Origin of the sequence: Colwellia sp. BRX8-4 (genome assembly GCF_014077345.1) — a bacterium.
Taxonomy (GTDB): domain Bacteria; phylum Pseudomonadota; class Gammaproteobacteria; order Enterobacterales; family Alteromonadaceae; genus Colwellia_A.
Window position 1 is genome coordinate 1 of sequence record NZ_JACGVS010000023.1, and the last position, 12,087, is coordinate 12,087.

A 12,087-nucleotide genomic window follows, 5' to 3' on the forward strand; every position below is an offset into this window, starting at 1 on the left:
GTTCACCACAGTGATATCTATCAAATAAAAGGAGAAAGTTACCGAAAAAAACAAGCTATGCAACTAAATTCAAATACCGGCCAAGTTAATTGACGCCAACCGGACAAGTTAGTTGACGTCTAATACCTTCCTTTACAAAGCATTATCATGGGTGGCATAGTAATTCATTAAAGTTTCAGGCAGAACCTTTTAAATTGGCCAGTCGTAGCAAGTTAAAATCATTGCCGCGACTAATCCGTTTCTCCCTTTACCACCTTTGCAGTGAATTGTTACACAGCCTCCATTGATAATGGTAGCTAATATGAGTGATTGATATTACTTCCATTTATTTTCAAATGCTTTATTTGGCACATCATCATCGACTATAGGTAACTGTAACCCAGTAATTTCTTGTTTTTTGCACAATTGAGGAACTAACTCTATGTGATTTTCTGTCATCTTTTCATCAAACATCAGTGTCAATAATACTGTTGCACCTGCTTGTTTCAGGTCTTTTAGCGATTCGCTTAACTCAACGTTTATTGTTCCTGGACACGGTTTAAAATAATTTGTGCACTACTTTCTATATTTATCGAGTTGTTAAGATATTTATTCATAACCTTCTGTATCTAAAGTAAAATATGTTTTTGGTAATACTAGATGTTTTTCTATTTGGTGCGATTTTTCACCTCTTCATAATGCATCATAAGATTCCAGGTAGAGCTATCGTGAGCGAGATCGATCGAGTTATTGTGAAGCTCGCTTTCTATTCTACTGGCTAAACCTTTACCCAGTTCAACTCCCCATTGGTCAAAAGAGCATATTTGCAAAATAATGCCTTGAACAAATATTTTATGTTCGTAAATTGCAATTAAAGTACCGAGCGTAAATGGCGAAATCTTATTCATTAATAAAGTATTGGTTGGCCGGTTACCTTTATGTACTTTATGGGGAGCGACTTTATCTATGTAGCTAGGTGTTCGTCCCTTTGCTGTTAAATCGTCCCTAACTTGTTGTTCATTAACACCTTGCATTAAAGCTTGAGTTTGCGCGAAAAAATTAGACATAAGGGCTTCATGATGGCCTTCTATAGGAGTAACACTTTCAACCGAGCCAATAAAGTCGGCGGGAACAATGTTATTACTTTGATGTAAATATTGATAAAAAGCATGTTGACCATTAATACCCAACTCCCCCCAAATTGATGGAACGGTTGGATAATTGATAGTTTCACCATCCCAGTTCACCGATTTACCATTACTTTCCATCTCTGCTTGTTGCAGATAAGCCGACAACATATGTAAGGATTGATCATAAGGTAAAATGGCTTGAGATTGAGCACCTAAAAAAGTGCAATTCCATATACTTAATAATGCTAATATCACCGGAATATTATGTTCTATCGGTGTATCACAAAAGTGGCAATCCATTTCATAAGCACCATCAAGTAACTCCCTAAAACAATCAAAACCAAGATTAATAGCGATAGGAAGCCCGATAGCAGACCATAACGAAAATCGTCCACCAACCCAATCCCACATATCAAAGATGTTTGCTTCTGCTATACCATACTTCATGGCATTTACTTTATTAGCAGTAACGCCAATAAAGTGTTTTGCGATAGCTGATTGATCAAATGATGACGCAGTTAACCATTTAATCGCTGTTTTAGCGTTTAACATGGTTTCTGTCGTGGTAAATGTTTTACTGGATACAATAAATAGCACTTTTTCTGGGTTTAATGGTCGAAGGACTTCGGCTATTTGGGTGCCATCAACATTCGACACATAATGGACGTTAACGCAGTTATCACTAAACCTTTTTAATGCCTCGGTCACCATTTGAGGTCCCAAATTAGAACCACCAACGCCAATATTTACTATATCGGTGATACGCTCACCCGAATATCCTCGCCATAAACCTTGACGAATATCATCACTAAATTTTTTAACTTGTTTTAGTGTTTTTTCAATATCTTCTGAAATATTTTTACCATCTACCCAAAGTGGTTTTTTAGAACGATCCCTTAATGCTGTATGCAAAACAGCACGATCTTCAGTTTTGTTAATACGTTCACCACTAAACATTTTTTCACGCCATTTTTCAACTTCACACTCTTTAGCTAGATTGGTTAATAGCGTAATAGTTTCTTCTGTGATCGCATTTTTAGAATAATCTAATAGTATAGAAGGCAGTTTTATTGAAAACTTACGAAATCGCTGACTATCTTTTGCAAATAAGTCCTTCATATGTTGATTTTTCATTAGCTGTGCATGTTGGGTTAATTGCTGCCAACTATTGAGATTTTCTCTAGATTGCATGTCGATCCTAGGTAAGTAAGTATGAGTAAGTTATGTCGAGTATTAGATATCAGTTAAGTGTGGTAATGCCGTGAAGGCCCCTTTTTTCTGACAGGTAAAAGCGCCACAGTTAGCGCCAAATAACACCGCAGCAGAAACGTGTTCACGTAGCTCAATGATTTCATATAATGTATCGATACTTTCATCATCTTCCACAGATTTAGCGAGTGAAAATAGAAAACCTGAAATAAAGCTATCTCCGGCTCCAGTAGTATCAACGGGAGATACTTTAGGTACTTTAAGTATTATTGAAAAACTAGCACAAGTTACTTGAACAGGGTTTGCACCATCGGTGATGACAATCAGTTTAGCGCCAAGTAATAGTAAATATTGTACATAAACATCGACATCAACCTGCTTTATTTTTGCTAAGTATTCGGCTTCGTCTTTACTCAATTTGACTATGTCACTTTCTTCGATACAAGCTTCAACGCGTGACATCAATAGGGATAAATCTTGCCAAAGTTGTTGGCGTAAATTTACATCAAAGCTAATTAATACGTTATTTCTTTTCGCATTTTTTATCGCATAAAGCGTATCGCTATACATTGGCTGGCTAGTTAAGGTGTTTGAACAAAAGTGAAAAAAACCCATATTTTGCCAGTTAATTTTATCAACTTGAGAGATGCCATATTGCATGTCGGCACTATTATGACGATAGAAATTAAATGTTCTCTCACCACAAGAGTCTAAGCTAACTAATACTAAAGCGGTATTTGCGCCTGCTATTCTTTTAACGAAATCGGTATTAACGCCTTCATTTTCTAATGCTTGCATGAGCATGTTACCAAAATTGTCTTCACTAACACCTCCAGCAAAGTATCCTGCTCCACCTAACTTAGCATAAGCTACTGCGACATTGGCAGGCGCACCTCCAGCTAACGGAATGTAACTGGGGTCATTGACTGACGTTGGCAGAAAATCGACCAACACTTCGCCATAACTGATTAAAGAAAACATAGATTCACCTTGAAAAAAAGCCCATATTAAATGGGCTAGTTAATACTTCTAATATTATAATTTAGGATTAAAATTCGTATTTAAACGTAAGAGTCGTTGAACGACCTTGTATTGATCTTGCACGGATAATAGTTTTGGCAGAAGCAGCTGTAGCATCTTCTGCTTCGGTGATCCCCACAGTTTCAAAAACGTTGTTAATATTTAAGGAAACACTAAATGCGTCAGAAAGACGGTATTGAGCAAAGGCATTTACTTGAACATAACCGTCTAAAATAAGTGCGTTAGGATCAGTTTGGTCAAAGTTATCTTGAGCAAATGAATCTGAAGTGCCAATAACGTTAACACCCGCAGAACCCTCATTGAAGTTATAACGACCTGTTATAGAGTAAACAACATCGGCTTGTCTTCTTGGCGTATTACCAACAACGCTTGGGTTAACAAAATCTTTAGTTATTTCAGAATCAGTCCACGTTAAGTTAGCACGTACATCAAAATTACCAACATAGTAAGTTGATTCAATTTCGATACCTTTTGATTCATATTCACGGTCAAAAAATCGTTGACTAGTTGCTTCAAAATTTTGCTCTTGCGTTTGTGCAAAGAACGCTGTCGCAAAGACAGACAAGTTATCTTGACGGAATTTAACACCCAATTCCAATTGATCTACTTCATCATAAATATCTTCATCTTTTGCAACACCAGCAGCATCTATTTTACCAAAAGCCAAGCGGTCTGCGTTAGCGGTAGCTCCCTTGCTGATACGACCAAATGCAGCTAAGTCGTCATTAATTTGAATATTAGCGCCTAAAGAGTAAGACACGTAGCTCCAATCATAATTTACATTGTTAGCATCGGCGTTGTTTACATTTGAAACACTCGTTTCAATTTGATGAATACTGCCGTCACCGTTCATGTCAACGGTCGATTGAGCAGCGCCTGCGAAAGTCCCCGTTGCTGTTCCACTGTCAAAGCGAACACTACCGTCTATATTGATGTTATCAAAACTTGTGCTAAACGCTGCGTATGGAGCAGAAACTTCATATTGTAGATCGTAATTACGCGTACAACAGTTACCCCAAGCTGGAACACCGTATCCAATAACACCATTGTCAGAAAATTCAGTACCGTCAGCGGCATTTACATCAACAAGCGCAGCATCTTGGCCTTTAACTTCATATAAGTAAGAATTCCATAACCACGATTGTTGAATGGTTTGAGATGAGTTATATAAACCAAATGTAAAACTCGTATCATTCATTGTTTTTGTTAATTTAAAATCGTTAACCATAAAATCAAGGTTAGTCATTTCGACATCAAACGAATGAATACGCATAAGGTTATCAGCAGTATAAGCATTACCTGCTTGTGGACCATTTGCGTAAGTTAATGTTGCGCCAGCACCCGCTATACTGTCAGCTAAGCCCTGACTTCCTTGAATACTTTCAGGGAATGGACCAGTAAAGCTACCTTTAGTGCGAGAAATTCTCATTCTGTTTTCAACAGACCAGTCATTGCCTAAATCAAATACAGCTTCAAAACCAAGCGCATCAACTTTCGGACTCATGCCATTACGCATATCAGCAAGGCGTCCATTTCCAGCACCATCCGTGGTGATCATAGAGGTGTGATATGGAGTGTGTGGAGTTCCAGTTGAAGCATCAAACCCTTCAACTGAAGAACCGTCAGCATAAACAGGCATAGGTAAATAAGCGGTTGTTGTATCATCTAAGTGTTTGAAATAAAGTCTAACGTAACCAGCATCGAACTCTTTAGTTATATTAGCTTTAATTTGGCCGCCTTTATTACCCGTATAACCAGTATCACGTACACCTTCACCTTGACGGTAGAAACCCCCAAGATGGAAATAGGTAGAGTCGTTAATGTCGCCACCAAATTCAAAATCTGTGCGAGTAGAGTCGTAATCTAAACCGATGGTTGTAGCTACGCTACCTCCTTCAGTTTTACCATTTTTGCTAACGATATTGATTATGCCGCCAGGAGCATTTGTAGCAAGTGTAGATGCAGAGCCACCACGAATAGCATCAATAGAAGCCATTGTAGAGTCTATGCGTAAGAAAATATCTGTGTTACCAAAAGCGATATCGCCAAATTGTAGAATAGGTAAACCATCTTCTTGAATTTGCATGAATTTAGCGCCACCTGCTGCTACAGGAAGACCACGAACCGCAAGGTTAGCGTTACCGTCGCCACCTGATGCTTCAGCACGAACCCCGGGGATATTTCTAAATGCCTCTGCACTACTTCTTGGTGCTGCTACTTCTATTTGATCACCAGAGATAGTACTTACTGAAACGCTTGATGCCATCACTGTTGTGCCTTTACCCGTGGCACCTGTTACTACGATTCGCTCAAAATCGATGCCTTTTTTATTTTCTACTTTCGTTTTGGTTGTTTCCGCTGCACTTAAGCTCGAGCATATAGCCATGGCTAATGTACTTAATAATAATTTTTTATATGTTGTATGTTTCATTTACTTCCCCAAGTTTTTTTATAGTATGTTTTATATTTTAAAATCTTTCTGCTAAAACGACCAACTTAATCGATTAAGATGATTATTGTGTAAGAAGCAGTCATTTTGCAAGTTATTTTTTATATTCAATTTTGTTTTTTTATTAATCTACTGATAAATAGTAAGATTTAGTTTTGAGGATTATGCTGAGTGGGATCAGCTATCAGGTTATAAATAGCAGCTAACGCTAGAATAGCTGAAAAGAATGTTGCTAAGTAAAAACCATAAGATACATGACCAAACAGATCACTGATAATGCCCATAAGAAGTGGAGATACTGCTGCAGAAACAGCGGTAAAAAACAGAATAACTCCAGCAACAGCACCATGTTTTGATGGGTGGAAACAACTGATCCCTTTAGAATTAAGGGTCGGATATATCATCGACATAAATAAACCTGAAAGTGGCAATAGTACAACTGCTGCTTCAACACCCATTATTGCCGTGCCTAAATAACACAAAAATACGGCTAACGAGAACCAACACATCACTGTTTGCCAGTTAAAATGTTTTAGCATCCATACTCCTAAAAATCGACCTCCCGCTCTTAAAGCAAAGAAAATAGTGAGTGAGTATGTAGCCAGCCAAACCAGAGAGCCTGTATAATCAGCCAAGAGTGTTGGCATCCAAACGTAGATGGCAACTTCTGTGGCAACATATAACGCTATTGCCAATGAAAATCCCATCGCATAAGGGTCTTTCATTACTTTAAGTGAGCTTTTTAAATTTATTTTCCCTTCCGTACTTGGTTTGCTGACCGGGTATTTAGTTTTCATTGCGGACAAGCATAGTAGTGCGCATAACACACCAGCACTTATGTATAAGTACTTCCAAGATATACCAGCAACAAGTAAGTAACTTACAATCGCGGGACCCACCATAGCACCTATACCAAAAAATCCTTCTACCTTGTTCATCGTCGACGTATGATCTTTATTTGACGAAGATATGTCACCAATAAGCGCTAACGCACCTGTTTTAAATAAACCAATAGCGATGCCAATTAAAGCGAGTAGTGATAAAAAATACAGGAAAGAACTACCTAAGGAAAATAAAAAGCATGCGATAGAGAAAATTGCCAACCCAATAACAATCGTTGCTTTTCGCCCCCATTTATCGGCCAAGTATCCTAAGAACAAACCACTCAATGCAATGAAAATCATGGGCACATAATGAAATGCACTCGCTTGTGTTAGATTTAATTGATAGGTTTCTATTAATTGTGGAATGATAACCCCTACTGCATCCGAGGTCATAGCAAAAACAAAAAACATCATATATGTCAGAAGTTTAATTCTATTTACCGACGCATCTTCAGATAGTTGTGGGCTTAGTGTTAAGTTATTCGTTTGGTTCATTATTCTTCCCCAGTTAATAAAACTTTTTATGTTAATGATAGCTAAAAAAATTTATCGCTATTTAGTTATTTTGTCTTAGCATCTTAAAGAAAAATTAAATTATTCTTGATTAATACTATATTGTATATAAAGATAGAGCTTAATCGATTAAGATGCAACTTAAAATTAAATGGTAAACTTATGAAAAATAATGTTCAGCTAATCACCTACATTGATAGACTCACTGGAGCAGATACCCAGTCATTAACCAACTTGTTAAATGAGCAACTTTCAGATTTGTTTTCCGGTGTTCATTTGTTACCCTTTTATTATCCAATAGACGGTAGTGATGCTGGTTTCGACCCTATAGATCATACCCAAGTCGATAGCAGACTTGGCAATTGGGATGATATAAAAGAGCTGGGTAAAAATCATGAGTTGATGGCTGATCTTATCGTAAATCATATGTCAGCCCAATCTGAAGAATTTAAAGATGTATTAAAAAACGGTCAAAAATCGCCTTTTTGGGAACTATTTTTAACCAAAGATAAAGTTTTCCCGAACGGTTTAAATACTACACAACAAGACAAAATATATCGTCCTAGGCCTGGTAGTTGTTTTACTCATTTTTCATTACCTAATAATGAAAGCGCAGATTTTTGGACTACCTTTACAGACAATCAAATAGATATAGATGTGACATCTGAGATAGGGAAAGCCTATTTAAAACGTATTTTAACAACATTTTCTGAAAATAATATTAAAATGATCCGTTTAGATGCCGCAGGTTACGCACTGAAAAAAGCGGGAACAAGCTGTTTCATGCTTGACGAAACTTTTGAATTTATTGATGAGCTAAGTAGTATCGCTAATAAACTGGGGATTGAAACCCTTGTAGAGATCCATTCCTATTATCAAACTCAAATAGAAATAGCTAAACGCGTTGACCGAGTTTATGATTTTGCATTACCTCCTCTGGTTTTACACAGTATTTTTAGTCAGAACTTCACCGCATTAGCTAAGTGGCTAGACATATCACCAAGAAATTGTATTACTGTGTTGGATACTCATGATGGCATTGGTATTATTGATGTTGGCCCAATGAATGGTAAGGCTGGTTTGTTGGATGATGTTGAAATCGATAACCTTGTTGAAACAATTCATTTTAATAGTGCTGGCGAAAGTAAAAAGGCAACGGGAGCTGCGGCAAGTAATGTAGATATATATCAAGTAAATTGTACATACTATGATGCACTTGGGCAAAATGATTTTGATTATTTAGTTGCCAGAGCGATTCAATTCTTCTCACCAGGCATACCACAGGTGTATTACGCTGGTTTACTGGCTGAAGGTAATGATATTACATTATTATCTAAAACAAATGTTGGCCGAGACATAAATCGCCCTTATCTAAATAATGAGCGCATTGAACAAGCATTAAATAAGCCTTATACCAAAGCAATAATTAGTCTCATTAAATTACGTAATAACACTGAAGCTTTTAATGGTGAATTTACCGTTAGTAGTAATGTTTCAACATTAGAAATGAAGTGGCAAAAAGATGATGACAGTACAACGCTAATCGTCGATTTAGCTGACAGACACGCACAAATTGAGATCATAGAAAACAATAGCACACGCATTATTAGTTTAAATATGTTGCTTAATTTAAGCTGAAAGCTCATGAATTAATATTCAGTTTATAATAGAACTAAGTATACTATGGCGAACATTATAAACTGCTGAAATTTTAAGGTAATCAAAAAGGTCATCATGACAGATAAAAAAGTTTGGACGCTTAAAAGTGTTGCTAAAGAACTTGGTGTTTCAAATGCAACAGTCTCTAATGCATTTAACAGACCCGATCAACTCTCTAAAAAGCGTAGAGATGATATTCTTGAGTCATGTGAAAAAATGGGTTATTCAGGACCTAACAAAGCGGCTCAATCGTTAAGAAATGGTCGCTTTAATATCGTTGCTTTGGTGCTACCTGACAGTGTTGAATACATGATAACAGATCCGGTGGCGAGTAATTTTGTAAAAGGTGTTTCATCGGTTTTAGAAAAAAGTAAAGTCAATTTGTTATTGTTTTCTGGCACTTCTGAGAATATCAACGCGGTATCTGATTTTGTTGATGGCTTTATTTGTTACGGTAGTCCACGTAATACAAAGTTAATTGACCAATTAAGAACGACAACAAAAAAAGTTGTTACCGCAGATTTTGATATAGATCGTAAAGCATCTGTAGGTATTGACAATGAACAAGCCGCTTATGAAATAGCGAAACTTGCAATAAAGTCAACAGATGACGCCATAGCTATTCTTGGCTTGAGATTACTCGATTCTAATGTAACTTGTCGTGTTTACGATTTACCAAGTTCAGACTTTAAATGTTCAATTGCTCATCAACGCTTAAGTGGTTATCAAAGAGCAATCAAGGAGTTAGATGTTAACCTCAGAGCTGATAGAGTGTGGAACATACCTGAAAGTAAGCATCATTCTGCCTTAATTGCTGCTAGAGAAGCGTTAACATCAACGCCTCGGCCAAATGTTTTACTTTGTATGAGTGATCTTATTGCTTTAGCTGCCATAAAAGAAATTAACGCTATGGGACTTAATATTCCTGAAGATATAAGAGTGGTTGGTTTTGACGGTATCGATGAAGCTCTTCGTTCTACTCCGCCCTTAACAACAGTGCATCAAAATAGTGAAAAAAAGGGTGTCAAAGCTGCAGAACTTTTTATCAATAGAGCGACTGATTCTGTATTAATTCCTTTTCATATAGAGCATGGAGGGAGTTGTTAAACTCAAGGGCACCTTTTATAACCGTTAATGACTATAATCAGATAACTAATCAATTATTTTTAGCTATATCGCATTTTTATGGTGAAAGTCATTCTTAGCTCTATCTCGCATAGGTCGAAAGTGCCGTAGACCTAACGCCATGCAAAAATGTTAGGCAAAATTTCAGTTGTAAATTGATGTGAGTTTTTAAGTTAAATTGCAGTAATCAGCTTGAAACTGACCTTAGGAACATTAGCAAGTTTACTTCCGGTTAGCTTACCAAGAAGTCATTAAAACTGATTTCTTAATTGCTCATTGTAAGCTGGGCTAACGTTTGGGACACATGAACCGTAGCTTTACCAGGTTTTATCCCCTAAAATATTAATGGCACTTCTTGAAGTAACTGTAAATGGAATTTCCCCCAATGAAAAATTTGCGATTTATTTTCAATTTGGAGGAAATTTAAAAAAATTAAAGTGCTGTAGACTTTCTTTTTGGGCGCTCACTCGATGGTTTTGTAACAGATTCAGATGCAATAACCGGTGCTTTACTTCTTGCTCTTTTTTTCTTTTTTGAATTCTGACTTACTGAAACGACAGAATTGATAAACTCAGCTGATTTCTTAGTCGGGTTATAAGCGACCTCAATAATTTTACCGTTATATTCGATAATATCGCCACGACGAATTTTTTTACGCTTTTGAACTGAAACTTCATTATTTACTAAAACATTACCTTCACTGATCATGGTTTTAGCTTCGCCGCCACCACCAACCATATTGGCAATTTTGAGTAATTTACATAGTTCTATAGGTTCAACACAAATGTCGATAATAGTGTGTTCAGACATGAAATACGCCTAATAATTTTAAATAATAATATCGTCGAATTCTAACATATATAACCGCTATTGAATAAGAATTATATTAAGGACACTGGGCATTGTTAAGCTAGCATAACCAGTAAATACTTAATGTAGCAATACGTTAAAATTTAACTATTTCTTTTTAATTCACTATCGGGTTATACATCTAATAAACGTTCCCTTTTTAACAATTAATACTACTGAGTTAGTTAGTGAATAACGAATTTAGCTAAATGCACTACTTAAAAGTGATTTAATCCATCGACTGCTTAAGCATTTAATACAATGCTTTAGAGAAAAATCCAACTGATACATAAGTACCGTTGGACTTTTATAGGTTTGGAATTAAAAATTAACTATTTAATCAATTTTTAAATCATGCTTGCCGTGATTTTTTTTGGTGCGTAAATAATTGTTATTATCATCTTTTAAATGCAAACTCGTATTCACTTGTTCGACAATATTAAAATAATCTTTTAAGGCATTTATCTTTTTAGGATTATTAGTGATCAAACGTAAATCTGTAACGGCTAAGGCTTGCAGCATAGTCACTGCATCTTCAAAACTACGGGCATCTTCTGCAAAACCTAAGTGCTTATTAGCTTGATAGGTATCCATGCCTTGGCTTTGTAATACGTAGGCATCTAATTTATTGTATAAACCAATGCCACGACCTTCTTGGCGAAGGTAAAGAATAATTCCGCCCTGCTCTTTCATCAAGTTGATAGTTTCATCTAACTGCTCACCGCAATCACAACGTGAAGAGTGGAATACATCGCCCGTTAAACATTCCGAATGCATACGAACTAGTGGTGCTTGCTGATTTTTATCGGCCTGTTGAAAAATTAACGCTATGTGCTCATGGTTTTCATCAAACATTGTAAAGGTCGCGATTTCTGCGTCGATATCACTGTGTAATCCAACTTTTAGATTAATTCTTGCACGTATTTTATTCATGGGTTTCTTTATTAAATTAGCAAAGGCGCTGTTATTAGCCCCTTAAATATTACCACTCGTTACATTCATATTGAGATATTTATCTAGCTTTCAAGTGTTAATCAACTTTTTGGCTTAAATAGTCTACTCTGTTAGAAATTCACTGCGTATATTAACAATAATCGATTAATACGGCTAATAGGTTAACCTTGAGATACATTTACTACAACGAAGTGTATAAGTCATTAGTGCTGTTAAATATTGAGATAACCGTGGGATTTAAAAGGTAACGATTGAATTTTGAACGAACAGACTAACTTTAGTCATCTGTTTTTCT

The 12,087-nt window shown here is 36.3% G+C and carries 9 protein-coding genes; 2 read left to right on the forward strand and 7 right to left on the reverse strand.

Going from position 1 to position 12,087, the window contains the following annotated elements; genetic code table 11:
* Positions 1 to 189: 189 nt before the first annotated feature.
* The 5 genes from H4J56_RS20030 to H4J56_RS16220 form a co-directional block, all read right to left on the reverse strand.
* Complete coding sequence (locus H4J56_RS20030; protein ID WP_404842412.1) at positions 190 to 303, reverse strand: tyrosine-protein phosphatase; 114 nt, start codon at positions 301 to 303, stop codon at positions 190 to 192.
* 344 nt (positions 304 to 647) lie between these two features.
* Positions 648 to 2,300: a glucose-6-phosphate isomerase gene (gene pgi / locus H4J56_RS16205; protein ID WP_182251495.1), complete on the reverse strand. Its 1,653-nt coding sequence runs from the start codon at positions 2,298 to 2,300 to the stop codon at positions 648 to 650.
* A gap of 42 nt (positions 2,301 to 2,342) precedes the next feature.
* Positions 2,343 to 3,299, reverse strand: a complete 957-nt coding sequence (locus H4J56_RS16210; RefSeq protein WP_182259607.1) for a carbohydrate kinase — start codon at positions 3,297 to 3,299, stop codon at positions 2,343 to 2,345.
* Between the two features lie 67 nt (positions 3,300 to 3,366).
* Entirely contained in the window at positions 3,367 to 5,790 is a 2,424-nt protein-coding gene (locus H4J56_RS16215) for a TonB-dependent receptor domain-containing protein (RefSeq protein ID WP_182259608.1), read from the reverse strand.
* Between the two features lie 167 nt (positions 5,791 to 5,957).
* On the reverse strand, positions 5,958 to 7,187 hold the full coding sequence (locus tag H4J56_RS16220) for a sugar MFS transporter (protein ID WP_182222602.1): 1,230 nt from the start codon (positions 7,185 to 7,187) through the stop codon (positions 5,958 to 5,960).
* A 180-nt stretch (positions 7,188 to 7,367) separates the two neighbouring features.
* Between H4J56_RS16220 and gtfA the strand changes: the two genes are divergently transcribed.
* Both gtfA and H4J56_RS16230 read left to right on the forward strand, forming a co-directional pair.
* Positions 7,368 to 8,843, forward strand: coding sequence for a sucrose phosphorylase (gtfA, locus tag H4J56_RS16225; RefSeq protein WP_182244881.1), 1,476 nt, complete (start codon positions 7,368 to 7,370; stop codon positions 8,841 to 8,843).
* 96 nt (positions 8,844 to 8,939) lie between these two features.
* Positions 8,940 to 9,971 carry a LacI family DNA-binding transcriptional regulator gene (locus H4J56_RS16230; protein WP_070373768.1) on the forward strand — a complete coding sequence of 344 codons (1,032 nt, stop codon included), beginning with the start codon at positions 8,940 to 8,942 and terminating at the stop codon, positions 9,969 to 9,971.
* A gap of 450 nt (positions 9,972 to 10,421) precedes the next feature.
* On the opposite strand, the gene H4J56_RS16235 is transcribed toward H4J56_RS16230, so the two are convergent.
* Positions 10,422 to 10,799 carry an RNA-binding S4 domain-containing protein gene (locus H4J56_RS16235; protein ID WP_070373769.1) on the reverse strand — a complete coding sequence of 126 codons (378 nt, stop codon included), beginning with the start codon at positions 10,797 to 10,799 and terminating at the stop codon, positions 10,422 to 10,424.
* Positions 10,800 to 11,174: 375 nt separating this feature from the next.
* Positions 11,175 to 11,771: a GTP cyclohydrolase II RibA gene (gene ribA / locus H4J56_RS16240; protein ID WP_182216265.1), complete on the reverse strand. Its 597-nt coding sequence runs from the start codon at positions 11,769 to 11,771 to the stop codon at positions 11,175 to 11,177.
* Between the last annotated feature and the right edge of the window lie 316 nt (positions 11,772 to 12,087).